At 70.6% G+C, this 17,013-nt stretch carries 11 protein-coding genes; 8 read left to right on the top strand and 3 right to left on the bottom strand.

Going from position 1 to position 17,013, the window contains the following annotated elements:
- Nucleotides 1–220 precede the first annotated feature (220 nt).
- The 5 genes from EV371_RS34415 (at nt 221) to EV371_RS19050 (ending at nt 9,564) form a co-directional block, all read left to right on the top strand.
- Complete coding sequence (locus tag EV371_RS34415; protein WP_349340138.1) at nt 221–1,522, top strand: hypothetical protein; 1,302 nt, start codon at nt 221–223, stop codon at nt 1,520–1,522.
- Between the two features lie 71 nt (nt 1,523–1,593).
- Nucleotides 1,594–4,074 (top strand): glycoside hydrolase family 127 protein, encoded by a 2,481-nt coding sequence (locus tag EV371_RS19065; protein ID WP_130463247.1) that lies wholly within the window; start codon nt 1,594–1,596, stop codon nt 4,072–4,074.
- A gap of 54 nt (nt 4,075–4,128) precedes the next feature.
- Complete coding sequence (locus tag EV371_RS19060; protein ID WP_349340020.1) at nt 4,129–5,568, top strand: glycoside hydrolase family 43 protein; 1,440 nt, start codon at nt 4,129–4,131, stop codon at nt 5,566–5,568.
- A gap of 86 nt (nt 5,569–5,654) precedes the next feature.
- The gene (locus tag EV371_RS19055) at nt 5,655–8,966 is read left to right on the top strand and encodes a discoidin domain-containing protein (protein WP_130463246.1); all 3,312 of its coding nucleotides are present in this window, start codon (nt 5,655–5,657) and stop codon (nt 8,964–8,966) included.
- Between the two features lie 175 nt (nt 8,967–9,141).
- On the top strand, nt 9,142–9,564 hold the full coding sequence (locus EV371_RS19050; protein WP_130463245.1) for a winged helix-turn-helix transcriptional regulator: 423 nt from the start codon (nt 9,142–9,144) through the stop codon (nt 9,562–9,564).
- A 61-nt stretch (nt 9,565–9,625) separates the two neighbouring features.
- Here the strand turns inward: EV371_RS19050 and EV371_RS19045 are convergent, their stop codons facing one another.
- Entirely contained in the window at nt 9,626–11,203 is a 1,578-nt protein-coding gene (locus tag EV371_RS19045) for a restriction endonuclease (protein WP_130463244.1), read from the bottom strand.
- Nucleotides 11,204–11,482: 279 nt separating this feature from the next.
- Between EV371_RS19045 and EV371_RS19040 the strand changes: the two genes are divergently transcribed.
- Nucleotides 11,483–11,995 carry a hypothetical protein gene (locus EV371_RS19040; RefSeq protein WP_130463243.1) on the top strand — a complete coding sequence of 171 codons (513 nt, stop codon included), beginning with the start codon at nt 11,483–11,485 and terminating at the stop codon, nt 11,993–11,995.
- Between the two features lie 75 nt (nt 11,996–12,070).
- Here EV371_RS19040 and EV371_RS19035 read toward each other — a convergent pair whose 3' ends face one another.
- On the bottom strand, nt 12,071–12,949 hold the full coding sequence (locus EV371_RS19035) for a DUF1775 domain-containing protein (protein WP_130463242.1): 879 nt from the start codon (nt 12,947–12,949) through the stop codon (nt 12,071–12,073).
- Between the two features lie 189 nt (nt 12,950–13,138).
- On the opposite strand from EV371_RS19035, the gene EV371_RS19030 reads away from it, so the two are divergent.
- A complete protein-coding gene (locus EV371_RS19030) occupies nt 13,139–14,335 on the top strand; it encodes a monooxygenase (protein ID WP_130463241.1) in 1,197 nt (398 codons plus the stop codon).
- A gap of 491 nt (nt 14,336–14,826) precedes the next feature.
- Complete coding sequence (locus EV371_RS19025) at nt 14,827–15,729, top strand: DUF2726 domain-containing protein (RefSeq protein ID WP_130463240.1); 903 nt, start codon at nt 14,827–14,829, stop codon at nt 15,727–15,729.
- Nucleotides 15,730–15,807: 78 nt separating this feature from the next.
- Here the strand turns inward: EV371_RS19025 and EV371_RS19020 are convergent, their stop codons facing one another.
- On the bottom strand, nt 15,808–16,905 hold the full coding sequence (locus EV371_RS19020) for a lytic polysaccharide monooxygenase (RefSeq protein ID WP_130463239.1): 1,098 nt from the start codon (nt 16,903–16,905) through the stop codon (nt 15,808–15,810).
- Nucleotides 16,906–17,013: the final 108 nt, after the last annotated feature.

Raw genomic sequence — 17,013 nt, 5'->3', positions numbered from 1 at the left:
TTCGACAACCTTTTCGAAACAACACCAAAGATCAAACCGCGATTCTTGCGGTACACGCTGTCTGGCGTTACCTCCTCGCGATGTGCGGAACATCTTGCCGAAAACCTTTTCGTGCGCCATCGTGTGCAGAACGCCGAAACCCACCACCCCGCCGAACCTCCGGCGGACCCGGCGCCAAGGAATTGATCTTCATCAATCGCTTGAGCCAAGGAGGAGTCCGATGAGGCGATGGTGGCCGGCCCTCGCGCCGTTGCTGGCGCTGGGCCTGGTGTTCACCGGGATGGGAGTGGCCAAGGCCGCGCCCGGGGACAACCTGGCCTGGACCGCGACCGCGAGCGCGTCCTACACCTCACCCTGGGAGAGCGTGGAGGCGATCCGCGACGGGATCGACCCGACCACCTCGAACGACACCCAGAACCCGCGCTGGGGCACCTGGCCCAACACGGGGGAGCAGTGGGTGCTGCTCACCTGGACCCAGCCGCAGGCCATCCGGGCCGCCGAGGTCTACTTCTTCGACGACAACGGCGGCGTACGCCTGCCGGCGTCCTGGCGGGTGCAGAGCTGGAACGGCAGCGGCTACGTCGACGTCGCCGGAGCCAGCGGCTATCCGATCGCGGCCAACCGCTACAACCTGGTCACCTTCAACCAGGTCAGCACCACCCGGCTGCGGGTGCTGCTGCAAAGTGGCGCTGCCTCGGTCGGCCTGCTGGAGGTCAAGGCGCACGCCCAGCCGCCCGGCACCGGCCCGACCAACCCGCCGACCACCCCGCCGTCCTCCGGCTGGAACCCGCCGTCCAACCTGGTCACCCCGTTGGACGAGGTCTGGCGGCACCAGGAGCAGACCTACAACAACGGCAACCTGTACGGCTTCCGCAACTACGGCTGGGACCAGCTCTTCGCCAACCGGGGCTACATCAACTACTGCGTCCGCTGGGACTCCTCGGCCACCGTCACCGCCGCCCAGCGCGACCAGATCCACGCCGCCCTGGCCCGGCAGTACAAGAAGTGGATGGACGTGATGGTCGGGCACAACGCGTTCCCGTACACCGACGTCCCGGTCCGGGTGGTCGGCTGGGCGGTCCGCGACCGCTCCCAGCTCCAGTGGTCGGACTCCTCGGTCGACATCTACGTGGGCGACATCCGGGAGAACGCCCCGCAGTGCGCCGCGCCGTGCGGCCGGTTCTTCAACCAGAACGGCCAGTACCCGAACTGTCCCGGCGGCGCGGCCCGGCACTACGACCACTCGCTCTGGCTCACCGACGGCTTCGGCGGCGGTGCCGGCGGCGACTGGGGGCAGCGGATGGGCCGGGAGTACTTCATGAACAACCTCAACACCGAGAACATGACGATCCTGCTGCACGAGATCGGCCATACCTACGGGTTGGACGACTTCTACGACTGGACCCCCACCGGTCAGTGCTGCTTCATCATGAAGGCCGGCAGCGCGAGCTCGATCACCGAGTTCGACCGCTGGATGTTCCGGGACTGGTGGCGGCACCTGAAGAACCGCTACGGCTACTGATCTGGTCGCGCGAACCCTCGGGTCGCCCGGCCGTGCCGGCCGGGCGACCCCGCCCCCGGAGGTGACCAACCATGCCCTCTTCCGCCCTGTCCCGCCGCGCGCTGTTGCAGACCGGGGCCGCCGTCGCGGTCGGCACCGCCGTCGCCGGAACGCTGCCGGCCGCGCCGGCCGCCGCCGCCCGGACCGACATCGGCGTATCCGCGTACCCGTTTCCGCTCTCCGCGGTCACCCTGCTCGCCGGCCCGTTCCAGGCGAACGCCGGCCGCACCCAGGCGTACCTGACCTTCCTCGACCCGGACCGACTGCTGCACACCTTCCGGCTCAACTACGGGCTCTCCTCGTCGGCGACCCCCTGCGGCGGCTGGGAGTCGCCCAGCACCGAACTGCGCGGCCACTCCACCGGACACCTGCTGACCGCGCTGGCCCAGGCGTACGCGAACACCGGGCAGGCGGCGTTCCGGACCAGCGGCGACTACCTGGTGGCGCAGCTGGCGATCTGCCAGAACCGGGCCACCGCCGCCGGGTACAACGCCGGCTACCTGTCGGCGTACCCGGAGGGCTTCATCGACCGGGTGGAGGCCCGGCAGCAGGTCTGGGCGCCGTACTACACGCTGCACAAGATCATGGCGGGCCTGCTCGACATGCACCTGCTGGCCGGCAACGCACAGGCGCTCGACGTGCTGACCCGGATGGCGTCCTGGGTCAAGTTCCGCAACGACCGGCTGAGCCAGACCCAGCGGCAGAACATGCTGGACACCGAGTTCGGCGGGATGAACGAGGTGCTGACCAACCTCTACCAGCTCACCGGGAACCCGGACCACCTGAGCACGGCCCGCTACTTCGACCACGCGGAGATCTTCGACCCGCTGGCCGCGAACACCGACGCGCTGAACAACTACCACGCCAACACCCAGATCCCGAAGATCCTCGGCGCGATCCGCGAATACCACGCCACCGGCATCACCCGGTACCGCGACATCGCAGTCAACTTCTGGGACATCGTGGTCGGCCGGCACACGTACGTGATCGGCGGCAACTCCAACGGGGAGTACTTCAAGGCGCCGAACCGGATCGCCAGCGAGCTGTCGGACAGCACCTGCGAGTGCTGCAACACGTACAACATGCTGAAGCTGACCCGGCAGCTCTTCTGCACCGACCCGGCCCGGCTGGACTACCTCGACTACTACGAGCGGGCGCTCTGGAACCACCTGATCGGGGCGCAGAACCCGAACTCGTCGCACGGCTTCCACTGCTACTACGTGCCGCTGCGGGCCGGCGGGACCAAGACCTACAGCAACGACTACAGCAACTTCACCTGCTGCCACGGCACCGGCATGGAGACGCACACCAAGCTCGCCGACAGCGTCTACTTCCACAACGGCGAGATCCTCTACGTCAACCTCTTCACCGCCTCCCGGCTGGTCTGGCCGGGGCGGGGGATCACGGTGCAGCAGGAGACCAACTTCCCGGAGTCGTCCACGAGCCGGCTCACCGTGACCGGCTCCGGCCGGATCGACCTGCGGATCCGGATCCCCGGCTGGGCCAGCGGGGCGCAGGTGCGGGTCAACGGTGCGGTGCAGCCCGGGGTGGCCGCCGGCAACTTCGCCCGGATCGACCGGAGCTGGGCCTCCGGCGACGTGGTCGAGATCAGCCTGCCGATGGCGCTGACCCGGGAGGCGACCCCGGACAACAGCACCGTGCAGGCGGTCAGGCACGGGCCGATCGTGCTCGCCGGGGCGTACGGCACGACGAACCTCTCCGCGCTGCCCACCCTGGACCCGGCCAGTCTGCGCCCGACCTCGAACCCGTTGCGGTACACCGGGACCGCCAGCACCGGCACGGTCACGCTGCTGCCGTTCTACCAGATGCACGGCCAGCGCTACACGGTCTACTGGACGGTGACCGGCACCCCGCCGGCACCGTTCGTCGCGCACTACCGGTTCGACGAGACCGCCGGCACCGCCGCCGCCGACGCCACCGGCAACGGCCGGACCGGCACCCTGACCGGCGGCGCCGGCTGGACCACCGGCCGGACCGGCAACGCGGTCAGCCTGAACGGCACGAGCGGGCACGTCAGCCTGCCGGCCGGGCTGCTCGCCGGAGCCACCGCCTTCACCGTCGCGACCTGGGTACGCCGGACCGCCGCCGCGACCTGGGCCCGGGTCTTCGACTTCGGCACCGGGACCGGGACGTACCTCTTCCTCACCCCGCAGAGCAGCGCCGGCACGGTCCGGTTCGCCGTCACCACCGGCGGCGCCGGAGCCGAGCAGCAGCTCAACGGCCCGGCCGCGCTGCCGGTCGACACCTGGACGCACGTCGCGGTCACCCAGACCGGCAACACCGGCGTGCTTTACGTGGGCGGCGTCGAGGTGGCCCGGAACACCGCGCTGACGGTACGCCCGTCCGCGCTCGGTTCGACCACCAACAACTGGATCGGCCGGTCGCAGTACGCCGGCGACCCCTACCTGGCCGGGGCGGTGGACGGCTTCCGGGTCTACGCCCGGGCGCTGAGCGCGGCCGAGGTCGCCGAGCTGCACTCGACCGGCCAGTGACCCCCCGCCCGTCCCGCCTGACCACCACCCCCACACCGAACAGGAGAGCAGACAGTGCGCAGCAGACGATGGTTCCGGGTCGCGGCCGGCGGGGTCGCCGGGTTGCTGGTCGGGGCCGGCCTGGCGATCCCGGCCGGTCCCGCCTCGGCGGCGAACCCGATCATCACCAGCATCTACACCGCCGACCCGGCGCCGCTGGTCGTCGGCAACACCATGTACATCTACGCCGGCCGGGACGAGGCGCCGGTCGGGGACAACAACTTCCGGATGCGGGAGTGGCACGTCCTCTCCTCGACCGACGCCAACACCTGGACCCAGCACGGTGCCCGGGCCTCGATCGCCACCTTCGGATGGGCCGGCGCGGACGCCTGGGCCAGCGAGGTCGAGCCGCGCAACGGCCGCTACTACTGGTACACCTCGGTCAACGGCCGGGGCGCCGGCTGGATGGACATCGGGGTCGCGGTCGCCGACAGCCCGCTCGGCCCGTTCACCGACGCCAAGGGCGGGCCGCTGATCAGCGACAGCACCCCGAACTCCTCCGGGCTGAACATCGACCCGACGGTCTTCGTCGACGACGACGGGCAGGCGTACATCTACTGGGGTGGCTACTGGGGTGCCCGGGCGGCCCGGCTGAAGTCGAACATGATCGAGCTGGACGGGCCGGTGGTCACGCCGCAGGGCCTGACCAACTTCTGGGAGGCCCCGTGGATGTTCAAGCGCAACGGCCTCTACTACCTGATGTACGCCGCCAACGACACCAACGGCTGCGTCACCTCGTCCAGCTACGCCTGCCAGCGGTACGCCACCGCGACCAACCCGATGGGGCCGTGGACGCACCGGGGCATCGTGCTCGGTCAGGTCTCCTCGACCACCAACCACGCCGGCGTGGTGGAGTTCAACGGCCAGTGGTACATCGTCTACCACACCGCCGACGCGCCCGGCGGGGGCAACTTCCGCCGCTCGGTAGCGGTGGACCGGCTCTACTTCAACGCCGACGGCACCATGCAGCGGGTGGTGCAGACCGGGCCCGGTCCCGGCCCCGGTCCGGGCGGGCCGCCGGCCGGCACCAACCTGGCCACCTCGGCGACCGTCACCACCTCGTACGTCTCGGCCTGGGAGAGCCTGGCGGCGCTGAACAACGGCGGCGTACCGGCGAACTCGGCCGACCGGAGCAACCTGGCGTACGGCAACTGGCCGCAGCAGGGCACCCAGTGGGTCGAGTACACCTGGCCGTCGGCCCGCACGCTGAACCGGATCGCCACGTACTGGTTCGACGACGACCAGGGCATCGACCTGCCCGCCTCCTGCCAGGTGCAGTACTGGACCGGTAGCGGGTACGCGAACGTGCCCGGCCAGTCGAGCTGCGGGGTGGCCGGCAACACCTACAACGTCACCACCTTCGACTCCGTCACCACCACCCGGCTGCGGTTGAACATCACCTCCCGGTCCGGCTTCTCCACCGGCCTGCTGGAGTGGCTCGCCTACCAGCCCTGACCCCGGCCCGTCGCGGGACAGACCCCCTCCGCCCCGCGACGGGCCGGTCCAAACCCACCACCGAACCCCCCTCTGGAGGTGACCCGATGCGGTTCGCACCGGGAAGAAAGCGGAGATCCTGGGCCGCCGGACTGGCAGCCGTACTCGCCACCGGTGCCCTGGTGGCGCCGGGTGCGCCGGCCACGGCCGCGCAGACCATCGGCTTTCCCACGTTCTCCGGACCGGCCATCCCGGCCCCGCCGGTCGGCTATCGCACCGGCAACACCATGCAGGCGATCTACGACGCCGAGAGCGGCGGCACCGACTTCTGGCTGGACCGGCTGCTGGCCCGGCCCGGCAACGACCCGGCCGGCACCTGGCTGATGACCAGGGGCCGGGGCATGTTCATGTACACCCACAACCCGTCGGTGATCGGCTTCGGCGGCAACGCCGCCTACTGGGACAACATCAGCAGCCAGCCCGCGTACACGGTCGTGGTCAGCCCGGGCACCTTCACCGAGCAGGTCTCCAGCCGGTGGCAGTCGCCGAGCCACTGGCGGGGCGTCTACACCAGCGGGTCGGTCCGGGTCGAGGTGTCGAAGTTCATCACCGCGCAGAACGTCGCGGTGACCAACCTGACGGTGCGGAACACCGGCTCCGGCTCGACCACCGTGCAGCTGCGGGCCACCTCGCCGTACGCCACCTCGGGCAGCGGCAGCGAGCTGACCGGGACCAGGGCGGTGAAGAACAACCTGAGCACGCTCTATCCGCGGCTGTCCGGGGACGGGTTCACGGTCAGCTCAGGCGGGCTGAACCGGTCGGTGACGCTCGCCGCCGGGCAGTCGGTGAGCACGAAGGTGCAGCTCGGGTTCGTCGCCAACGAAATACCGGAGTCGTTGACCGAGTACACCGCCTACCGGGGCTACACCCCGGCGACGGCGTTCGCCACCCACGTGCGGGCGTACAACCGGTGGTGGGCGGAGAACATCCCCTACATCGACGTGCCGGACGCGGCGATCAAGAAGAACATCTACTACCGCTGGTGGTTGATGCGCTTCAACTATCTCGACGTGGACATCCCGGGCCAGGACTTCCAGTTCCCGACCTCTGTGGAGGGGGCGCTCGGCTACAACAACGCGATCGTGCTCACCCAGCCGATGCACATCGACGACCTGAAGTACCTGCGCAACCCGATCTACTCGTACGGGCCGTGGACCTCGATCGGCCAGGTCTCCCGCAACGGCCGGTTCACCGACAATCCGGGTGACCCGGAGAACTGGTCGAACTCCTACACCCAGTACGTCTCCGAGGCGGCCTGGCGCAGCTACCAGATCCACGGCGGCCAGCCGGCGATCGTGGCGAACCTGGCCCGCTACGCCGAGCAGGACGTCAAGGGGCAGCTCGCCACCTACGACACCAACAACAACGGTGTGATCGAGTACGACTGGGGCGCGATGACCGGCAACGACGCCGACGCGGTGTCGTTCCACTGGCGTTCCGGCAACCTGGACCGGGCCGAGGGCGCGTACGTCTGGAGCAACGCGATGGCGGCGGTGCAGGCGTACACCCTGCTGGGCAACACGGCCAAGGCGAACGAGATGCAGGCGATCGCCGACCGGATCCGCACCGGCATCGTCAATGTGCTGTGGAACCCGTCCCGGCAGCTACTGGAGCACAAGCACGTCTCGACGAACACGCACGTGCCGTGGAAAGAGATCAACAACTACTACCCGTACTCGGTCGGGCTGATGCCGAACACCGACCAGTACCGGCAGGCGCTGCGGCTCTTCGACGACCCGGCCGAGTACCCGATCTTCCCGTTCTTCACCGCCAACCAGCGGGACAAGGCCGCGGCGGCGGCCGCCGGGCAGCCGGGCAGCAACAACTTCTCCACCATCAACTCGACCGTGCAGTTCCGGCTCTACTCCTCGGTGCTGCGCAACTACCCCAACCAGTGGATGACGGCCGAGAACTACAAGCAGCTGCTCTACTGGAACGCCTGGGCGCAGTACATCGGCGGCAACACCCAGTGGCCGGACGCGAACGAGTTCTGGGCGGACTGGAACCCGTCGGGCCGGACCATCAACTACCGGTCCTGGATCCACCACAACATCCTCGGCAGCAGCAACTGGACGGTGATCGAGGACGTCGCCGGGCTCCGGCCACGCACCGACAACACCATCGAACTCTCCCCGATCGACATAAACTGGTCGCACTTCGCCGTGAACAACCTGCGGTACCGCAACATGGACCTCAGCGTGGTCTGGGACGACCCGGCCGACGGGGTGACCCGGTACTCCGGCGTCCCGCAGGGCTACTCGGTCTACCTGAACGGCACCAGGGCGTTCACCGTGGACCGGCTGACCCGGGTGCTGTTCAACCCGGCGACCGGCGCGGTCACCCTGCCGGCCGGCGGCACGACCAACTTCAGCACCGCCGTGCCCGGGCTGCAACTGCCGCAGCAGGTGGTGCAGAACAGCGCCCGGATGGTGGACATCTTCGCCAAGGCCGGCGCCGACCTCAGCTCGACCACGCCGAACCTGGCCCAGGGGGCGACGGCGACCGCCTCGTTCACCGCCTCCGGCACCTCCACCGGGGCGGCGATCGACGGCTTCCCGATCAACGAACCGATCTGGGGCGCCTACGGGACGCCGAACGGCACCGACTCGTACGAGCTGAACCTCGGCCAGGCCCGAGCGGTCGACGAGGTGCGGCTCTGGTTCCGCAACGACCGGGCGACGAACCGGTACCGGCCACCGGCCTCGTACAACGTGCAGTACCACAACGGCAGCGCCTGGGTGAACGCCGCCGCCCAGGCGAAGACCCCGGGCACGCCGCAGTCCAACTACAACCGGGTCAGCTTCACCCCGGTCAGCACCTCCCGGCTGCGGGTGCAGTTCACCCACGCGGCCGGATCGGCCAGGACCGGGCTGACCGAGATCAAGGTCTACCACCGGGGCGGCACCGACCCGGATCCGGACCCCGAGCCGGGTGGCAACGTGGCGGGGGCGGCGACGCCGTCCGCGTCGTACACCTCGCCCTGGGAGTCGGTGGCCGCGCTGAACGACGGGATCGACCCGCCCAGCTCCAACGACACCGTCAACCCGCGCTGGGGCACCTGGCCGAACACCGGCGCCCAGTGGGCGGAGTTGACCTGGCCGACCAGCCGCAGCCTGAACGCCGCCGAGATCTACTTCTTCGACGACAACGGCGGGGTACGCCTGCCGGCCTCGTGGAAGCTCCAGTACTGGACCGGAAGCGCGTACGCCGACGTGCCGGGTGCCAGCGGCTACCCGATCGCGGTCGACCGATACAACCGGGTGACCTTTCCCGACCTCGACACCACCCGGTTGCGGGTGGCGCTGACCAGTGGCCAGGGCTCGGTGGGGCTGTTGGAGGTGAAAGCCTTCAGCCCCTGACCCCGGCCACCGACGAACCGACCCCGCACAGGGGCGCCCGGACCGCCCACCACCCGGGGGCGGTCCGGGCGACCCGGGGCGGGGTCGGCGGCCATGACCTGCTGTCCCTCACGGTCAGGCCTCTACGCTACGGGGAACCGCATGTCACCATTGCCGCCGGACGAAGGAGGCACGGATGACCGAACCGGAGGCGGGCCCGGCCGCTGAGCCGGACGCCCACGAGGGCGGAGCGGCCTGTGGCGAGCACGTCCGGGCCTGCACGGTTCGTGAGGTTCTGGACCGGGTGGGCGGAAAGTGGAGCATCGGGATCATCATCGAGGCGAGCCGGGGACCGGTCCGCTTCACCGAACTGGAACGCTCGGTCGAGGGGATCAGCCGACGGATGCTCGCCCTCACCCTGCGCAACCTCGAACGCGACGGGCTGCTGATCCGGACCACCTATCCCACCGTTCCACCCCGGGTCGAGTACGTCGCCACCGAGATGGCCCGGGAACTCTACGACTCCCTGCTCGTGCTGACCGGCTGGGCGGAACGGCACCGGCGGGCGATCGCCGCCGCCCGGGAGGCGTACGACCGCCGCAACGCCGGCACACACTGAGTCAGGTGCCCCTCTTGTTGCTTCCTCCACAAGAGGGGCCCTTCCTGGCACCGCAGGCGGGTCAGCGCTCGCTCGGGTCGATCCGGGCGCGTACCTCGGCGTGCTCGGCCAGCAGGTGCAGCAGGTTGGAGCCGTCGATCAGCTCCAGCGGCTTGCCGGAGGCGAACTCGAACGAGTCGGGGCCGTAGCCGCTGGTCGTCACGAGGATGCCCTTGGTCGCCCCCTCGCCGAGCACGGTGCCGAAGAGGCCCCGCACCGCCGAGACGTCCATGGTGCCCGGAGGGCGCCGGGCCTGGATCACCACCTTGCCGCCGAAGATCGGGCGGGGGTCGAACGCCACGCAGTCGACCCCGCCGTCCGGCGCCGTCCGGGTCGTCCGGGTCTCCAGGCCGAGCTTGCCGAAGAGGTTCCGGATCAGGTCCTCGAACTCGGTCGGGCTCAACCTGAGCAGGTTGGGTCGGTGGTCCAGATCGGCCAGTACGTCCACCTCGTCGACGAAGCGCTTGTCGACGACGTCGAACTCGAGCACCGGGCGCACCGGCACCAGCTCCTCCGGCCGGGCGGAGAGGGTGGCCCGCAGGTGTCGCAGGCAGGCCGTCGGGTCGACCTTGGCCAGATTGATCGCGGTGAAGGCGTCCCGGCTGGTCCGCAGGGTCACCAGGCAGGGCCGGACCGCCTGCCCCGTGCCCGGGTGGGTGGTCTCGACGATGCCGTTGAAGACGATCGTCTCCACCAGGCGGGTACGGTCGGCCTCGAAGAGCTCGTGCACCGTACGCAGCGCCACCTGGATGATGATGTTCGTGTACCGCTGCCGGATCTCGTCCGCCGGGCGGGCCACCGTCTGCACCTCGTCGTCGGCCTTGACGTAGCGGTACTCCCGAACCTTCGGCACCACCGCGACGGTCGGCAGCAGGTACTCCACGACGATCAGCCGGGAGTCCGGGACGTAGGCGAGGCGGTAGCGCTGCGGAAAGTCCTCCGGGTAGACCGAGTTGCCGAGCACCAGCCCGAAGTACTTCACCACGGCGTTCGGTTCGGCGGCGGCCAGCGCGGCGCCGAACCTGTCGATCCCGGCGTTGTGGTCGGCGACCTGGGCGTCGAGTTGCCGGCAGTGCTGGTCGTACTTCCGTCGGGCCTGGGCGAGCCGCTGCTGCCGGGCCGTCTCACCGGCCGCGTGCTTGGCCTTGGCCTTCTCGAACGCCTGCTCCGCCTCGGTCAGCAACTGTTGGTAGCGGGTTTCGCCGCCGAACATCTTGCCGAGCGCGTTCGGCGGGGGCGGCGCGAACCGTCGCCAGTCCGGCGCCCGCAGCGGCATGCCGAGCTCGCCCGGTGTGAACTCCGGATAGCTGGCCCGCTTCTTCAGGCGTTCGAGGTCGATGTGGTCGTCGATGGCGAGGGTCGTCTGGAGCAGGTTGTCCAGCTCGTCCAGCTGGGACTGGAGGTTTGCGTTGGCGGCCTTGACCCGGGCCGTCCGGGCCTCCAGGTAGAGCCGTCGGCGTTCCCGCTCGTCCGCCTCCGCCGCCCGTTCGGCGGCCCGCCGGGCGTGCTCGGCCTCCCAGAGCATCTGCTGGTGCTGTTGGTACGGGGTGGTCGACGCTCTTTGCTGCGCGTGCACCTGTTGTGCGTGCGCCCGCTGCATCTGCCCCATGATGCCCATGTACGTCCCCGATCACCGTCCAGCACCGTTCACCGTCGGTGACCGGTGGCGTCCCATCCCCCGCGCTGCCGTCCCCTCTTCCGGCCCGCCGTCGACCGTCATCGCTTCGATGCACATTTTGGTCCCGGTCCGACGGGTCCGTCCAGCGGGGACCCCAGGGTAACGTGCGGGGCGAACCGCCGATCGGGGCCGAAAACACCCCTGGTGGCGGCGGGGGTGGCCGGACCGGCGGCCAGGTCCGTCGGTGCTAGGGTGCCCCGGGTGACCGACGCAGATGTGTACCTCGTCGCCCAGCCGCGCCTCGACACCGTCGTGACGGAGTTCTCCGCAGACGCGCGGCGGCTGCGCAGCGACTACGCCGGGATGGCCTGGATCGGCGACCGCCCGGATCCCGACAGCGGCCAGTTGGGGCCCGACTACCGGCAGCGGGAGGTGGACTCGCAGCTCTTCCTGCCTGACACCCACTGGTACGACGTGGACGGGCTCGACGACGTCGAGGTGCAGGTCACCGCGGCTCTGCTCCAGGTGGCCAGCACCGCGATGCGGACCCAGGGGCTGGTCGGGGCGATCGCCGAGCCGGTGGTCGAGTTCTTCGAGCACCCCGAGGGACTGCCGGGGGTGGGGCTCTGCCTCGACCTGCGGGGCCAGATCTTCTCCAACCTCGGCGTCTCCTACCGGGTGACCGTGCTCTGCGCCCCCGAGGCCGTACTCCGGCGCGGCGAGTCCGCACAGCCGGACGAGGAGACCGATCAGCCGGACGAGGAGACCGCGTAGGGCTGGATTCGGGGCGGCGGCCAGCCGGTCCTCCCCGTCGTCGGTGCGGGCTTCACTCGCGTAGCCGCCACCGCCTCACTCGTGCAGCCGCCACGCCCGGCCGCCGCTCGCCGCCCGCTTGCCGGAGGGTGCACCGGAGGCTGCCGGGTCGGCAGGCGTGCCGGCCGCCGGCTCCGTCGGGGAGGAATCGCCGTCGGACGCGGCCGACGCGGTCTCCGCCCGGTCGGCGTCGGTGGCCCCGCGCCGGGGACGGCGCAGGTACAGCCAGGCGGCGACGGCCAGCCCGAGGATCAGCCCGGCGACCAGGCCGGTGGTCAACGAGCCGAGGCCCTGGTCCGGCTCGTCAACCGCCGCGTCGCTCCCCGGCGGACCCGCCCCGGGCGCCGCTGCGGCGGTCGGGCCGGCTGCGGCGGCGGGCGGGGCCAGGGTCAGCACCGGCGCCGGGAAGTCCGGCTGCGGGACCTCGGCCGACGGCGGCTGGTTCCAGTTCGTGACATGACCGTCCGAGTACGTCTGTACCAGGTGGAACGTCATCTGATCGGTCCGGGGCAGCGGGCCGAGCGAGACGACCAGCTCGGCCGGGCCGCCACCCGGCGCGGGTGCACCGGCCCGGGTCCAGACGATGCTGCCGACCACCTCGGTGACCTGCCCGTGGTGCACACCGTCGAGCGTCTGGTCGACCTTGCGCATCGTCATCCGGGGCGCCCACTGCGGGTCCGACATCGGGTACGTCTCCGCGACCGGAGCCGACTCCGGCATCAACAGCTCGATCTTGGTGGTGTACGCCGGCGCCCGGTCCTCGGTGACCCGGAAGACCAGCTTCGCCGCATCACCCTGTACCGCCTGTCCGGGGGTCACCGTCACGTCGGCGATCGCCGCCCCGGCGCCCAGGGTGGTACCCGCGACCATGGCGGTGACCAGGGCGACGATCCAGCACATTGCCCTGTGACGCACAGTGATGTCCCTTCGTCCGGCCGACACCCTGTGGTTCGGCTGTGGGGCGAGAAAGGTTCAACCAACGGGCCGGAATGTTACGCCGTCCACGCGCGGTGTCTCCGCGGCCGGTGACGAACTATCCTCGAAGCTCCGAGTTTCTTCCGTTAGTCGCCGGACGGCCCGGATCCTGGGCGGAGGCCCGACGTTATGCAGAACGTGCATCGAAACGTACGCCCTCTCGCCGTCGCGGCCGTCTCGTTGGCCGCCATCCTCCTCACCAGTTCCTGCGGGACCGACCCGGAAGCCGGCTCGGCGCCGCCGACGCCGACCACCGCCGCCGGCACGCACGGTGGACCGCACGGCACGGTCGACATTCCCCCGGCCGCGCCGCTGCGGCCGGGGGAGCGGTTCGTCAACCTGGGCATGGCGCGGCCGTACCGTCCGGCGGCACCGAACGGCGGCACCGACGAATACCGCTGTTTCCTGGTAGACCCGGACCTGACCGAGCCCGCCTTCCTGACCGGCAGCCAGTTCCTGCCGCAGAACGGCGACATGGTGCACCACGCCATCTTCTTCCGGCTCGATCCGGCGGAGGTGGAGGCGGCCCGCAAGCTGGACGGGGAGACCCCCGGCGACGGCTGGACCTGCTTCGGCGACGCCGGAATCGGCGACGCGGCCTGGGTGGCGCACTGGGCGCCGGGCGCGAACGAGACACTGCTCGCACCCGGTCTCGGCTATCCGATGCCGCCCGGCAGCCAGCTGGTGATGCAGGTGCACTACAACCTGATGGGCGTCCGGGCCGGCGCCGACGACACCGACCGGTCCGGCATCCGGCTCCGCCTCGTCCACGGCGCCGAGAAGGTCAACCCGCTCTCCACCGAGCTGCTACCGGCCCCGGTCGAGCTGCCCTGCGCGGCCGACGAACGGGGCGAACTGTGCCAGCGCGAGTCCGCGGTCCGGGACGTGGCGCAGCGGTTCGGCGCCGAGGCCGGTGCGCAGGCGGAACAGCTCAACCGGTACTGCAACCAGGGGCGTGCCCCGGCGGCCGGCGACACGCAGCACTGCGACCACCAGGTCAGGGAGGCCGGAGTGGTGCAGGCGGTCGCCGGCCACATGCACCTGCTCGGCAGGGCGATCAGGATCGAACTCAACCCGGGCACCCCGAAGGCGCGGACGCTGCTCGACATCCCGACGTACAACTTCGACGAGCAGGCCAACCGGCCGCTGCCGCAACCGGTCGCGGTCAGGCCCGGCGACGTCTACCGGGTCACCTGCACGCACGATGTCACGCTGCGGCAGCGCCTGCCCCAACTGCGCAACCTGCCGCCCCGGTACGTCGTCTGGGGCGAGGGCACCAGCGACGAGATGTGCCTCGGCATCGTCATCCTGTCCCGACCGGCCTGAGCTGCTGCCTCCGGTCCCGCCGCCGCATTGAGCGCGCCGTGGCTGGACCCCGAGGCGTCCCGGGCCTCGGTCGGCGATCTGCGGCAGCGCCAGGGGATGCGTCGTGCCTCCCGGTGCCGCCAGCGGGCCGGCAGGACCGCCAACACCCGGTCGGAGAGGACCAGGTGGGCGCTGTCCACCTCGGCCGTCGCCATCGTCAGTGCCAGGCGGCGCTGGTAGCCGTCGCCGGCGCGCAACTGCGCCAGTACGCCGGCGAGGGTGCCGTCACCGGCTATCGCCCGGACGGCCGGAGCCAGCCGGCGGAGTCGCTCCGGGTACGGCAGTGGGTCCAGTTCGCGGAGCAACCGCTCGGTAGGGGTGGACACGGTGATCCATTGTGCCGACCCGGACCGGCGATGTGTAACCGGCACCGGGTTTCTAGCATGGTGGGGACCTGCCGCCGTACCGGCGGTGTCGGAGGCGGCGAGCGGATGTTACGGACCGAGGGACAGATGGCACAGACCGGTGGCGGGGGACGTCCGTCGACACGATCCACCCGGCTGCCCGCCGAGCCGGCGGCGAGCGGCGGGATCATCGAGCGGGCCGGTCGCATCGCCCGGCCCCATCAGCGGCTCGGCCAGCTCGTGCCGCGCCGCCCCGGGGGCATCACCGGCAATCAGTGGAACGCGGCGAGCCGGGGTCTCTTCGACTTCGTCGTCTCCGACCCGGACGGCCGGACGGCGCCGTACGCGGTCGAGTTGGTCGACACCAGCGTGCAGACCGCGCAGACGCAGCGGGACGAGCGGATGAAACACGCCGTCTGCGACGCGGTCGGCCTGGAACTGCTCCGGATTGAGTCGGCGACGCTGCAGCCGGCCACGCACGGCCGGCGGATCGTCGAGTACGTCATCGACGCCCGCGCCTTCCTGGCGGCGACCGGCGACCCGGCCGAGTATGCCGACCTCGCCCCGGACGCCCCGCGCAGCTACCGGGACATCGTCGGTCGGCTGCCGGACGGCAGCGACGGGCACGTCAACGACCTCGGGGCGGTCGCCCGGACGTCCGCGGTGGACGCCTACGTCAACCGGGAACTGGTCGACCCGATCCTGCGCAGCCTGCACCTGGACTGGAAGGACGGCCCGGCCGAGGGCTGGGCCTGGCTCCAGGTGCGGCCGGGGGCATACCTCTTCGAACGGGTCCGGGTCTGGCAGCACCGCTTCTCCTGCGGGGTCGACCCGGGCCGGTTCGCCGAGGATCTGGCCACGATGGCGGTGGGGGAACGGCTCCGGCTGCGCGAGACCGTCGAGTTGCCGCTGACCGGCCGGGAGCGGTTGGCCGGCGAACTCGACGGGTTGCGCCGGCGCCGTGACGAGCTGCTCAACCCGTACGCCTTCGAGCACGTCTCGTTCGATTGACATCCTCTGGCTCGCATTCCGGCAGCGTCCCGTCCCGCTCGGGCCGGGTCCGCGTCGACGCGGACCCGGCCGGAGGGATCAGGCGGCGGTGCAGGTCAGGGTCGGTACGGAGTTGCTGCCGGTCTGCGACCCGAGGAAGCCGAAGCTGGTGCTGGCACCGGCGGCGAGACTCCCGTTGTAGTCGGTGTTCCGGGCGGTGACACTGGATCCGCTGGTGGTGACCGTCGCGCCCCAGGAGTTGCTGATCTGTTGCCCGTTGGCGAAGGTCCAGGTCACCATCCAGCCCCGGATCGCGGCGCTGCCGGCGGTGACCCGTACGTCGGCCTGGAAGCCACCCGACCAGCTACCGGTGACGGCGTACGTCGCCGAGCAGCTACCCGTGCCGCCGGCCGGCGGGGTGCGGGTCGGAGTGGTCGTCGGCGGCGGGGCGGTGCGGGTCGGCGTCGGGGTGGGGGTACGGGTCGGGGTGGCGGTCGGCTGCGGGTTGCTGCCGCCGAAGTTCACGTCGCTGCACCAGTAGTAGTTCTGGTCGGCGTGGCTGGCCTTCCAGATCACGAACACGATGTGCCGGCCGGTCCGGCCCGGCGCGCTCACCGGCATCGTGATGGAGACGCCGTTCAGCACGGGGTCGCCGTTCTCCCGAGTGCCCTCGCCCGGGGCGTACCGGCCGGTCTCCCGGACAAGTTCGAGGTTGCTCCAGCCCAACCGCTGGGTGAGCGGGTTGAACCCCTGCCGGGTGACGTAGATCAGGAAGTAGTCCGCCCCGTGCAGCGCCTGGTCGTGCACGGTGACGTTGAAGTTGGTGCCGACGTTGGTGGCCTGCCAGTTGCCCGGGTTGTCCAGTGCGGCGTACCGGACGCCGCCGGTCTCGCCGGCACTGCAGAGTTGGCCGCTCGGCACGGCGGCCTGGTGGTTGCCGTTCACACCTTCCCGGTAGAGGCCGTTCCAGTTCCACATGGCGTTCGGGTCGGCCTGCCAGGCCTGCCAGCACATCGGGTCCTGGGTGGCCATCGCCGGGTTCTGGAAGTCGTTGCCCCAACGCTTCCAGCAGCCGTAGTTGCGTGAGGCCGGGTTGATCGTCGAGCCGTGCGCGCTCGCGGTGTCCTGAGTGATCGCGAACGCGGTGGCGAGGAGGACGACCGCGGTCACCGCGACCGCGAGGATCCGCAGGACCATCGGGGCGCGGTGCCGGGCCGGATTCAGAGGTTGGGCGAGTGAAGACATGGGATCCCCAGACGTCGATTGCACGAGCGAGCGAGAACGCGGGAGGCTGCCCGGTGCTCC

The organism is Plantactinospora sp. CNZ321 (assembly GCF_004217235.1).
The sequence above is the reverse complement of the archived record's forward strand: the minus strand, read 5'-3'. Positions and strand labels throughout refer to the sequence as shown.

What these genes read in the sequence shown, in the direction of transcription:
- EV371_RS34415 (WP_349340138.1), top strand. Translation starts at nt 221, where the DNA reads ATGAGGCGATGGTGGCCGGCCCTCGCGCCGTTGCTGGCGCTGGGCCTG.
- EV371_RS19065 (WP_130463247.1), top strand. Translation starts at nt 1,594, where the DNA reads ATGCCCTCTTCCGCCCTGTCCCGCCGCGCGCTGTTGCAGACCGGGGCC.
- EV371_RS19055 (WP_130463246.1), top strand. Translation starts at nt 5,655, where the DNA reads ATGCGGTTCGCACCGGGAAGAAAGCGGAGATCCTGGGCCGCCGGACTG.
- EV371_RS19050 (WP_130463245.1), top strand. Translation starts at nt 9,142, where the DNA reads ATGACCGAACCGGAGGCGGGCCCGGCCGCTGAGCCGGACGCCCACGAG.
- EV371_RS19045 (WP_130463244.1), bottom strand. Translation starts at nt 11,203, where the DNA reads ATGCAGCGGGCGCACGCACAACAGGTGCACGCGCAGCAAAGAGCGTCG.
- EV371_RS19030 (WP_130463241.1), top strand. Translation starts at nt 13,139, where the DNA reads ATGCAGAACGTGCATCGAAACGTACGCCCTCTCGCCGTCGCGGCCGTC.
- EV371_RS19025 (WP_130463240.1), top strand. Translation starts at nt 14,827, where the DNA reads ATGGCACAGACCGGTGGCGGGGGACGTCCGTCGACACGATCCACCCGG.
- EV371_RS19020 (WP_130463239.1), bottom strand. Translation starts at nt 16,905, where the DNA reads ATGGTCCTGCGGATCCTCGCGGTCGCGGTGACCGCGGTCGTCCTCCTC.